The sequence below is a fragment of the Neisseria sp. P0013.S005 genome (genome assembly GCF_051958425.1).
GTDB lineage: Bacteria > Pseudomonadota > Gammaproteobacteria > Burkholderiales > Neisseriaceae > Neisseria > Neisseria subflava.
In genome coordinates, this window is record NZ_JBQCVL010000052.1 from 1 (window position 1) to 299 (window position 299).

Consider the following 299-nt stretch of genomic DNA (forward strand, 5'->3'; position numbering starts at 1 on the left):
CTACTGAATGTAAGTCGTTGACCCATTATACAAAAGGTACGCAGTCACACCACAAGGGTGCTCCCACTGTTTTTATGCATCAGGTTTCAGGTTCTATTTCACTCCCCTCCCGGGGTTCTTTTCGCCTTTACCTCACGGTACTGGTTCACTATCGGTCGATGATGAGTATTTAGCCTTGGAGGATGGTCCCCCCTTATTCAGACAGTATTTCACGTGTCCCGCCCTTCTTTTCGTACGCTTAGTACCACTGTTGAGATTTAGAATACGGGACTATCACCCACTATGGTCAAGCTTCCCAG

1 rRNA gene is annotated in these 299 nt (G+C 47.5%); it reads right to left on the reverse strand.

Going from position 1 to position 299, the window contains the following annotated elements:
- Nucleotides 1–299: ribosomal RNA gene (locus ACTHTA_RS11460) — 23S ribosomal RNA — on the reverse strand; the annotation flags it as partial.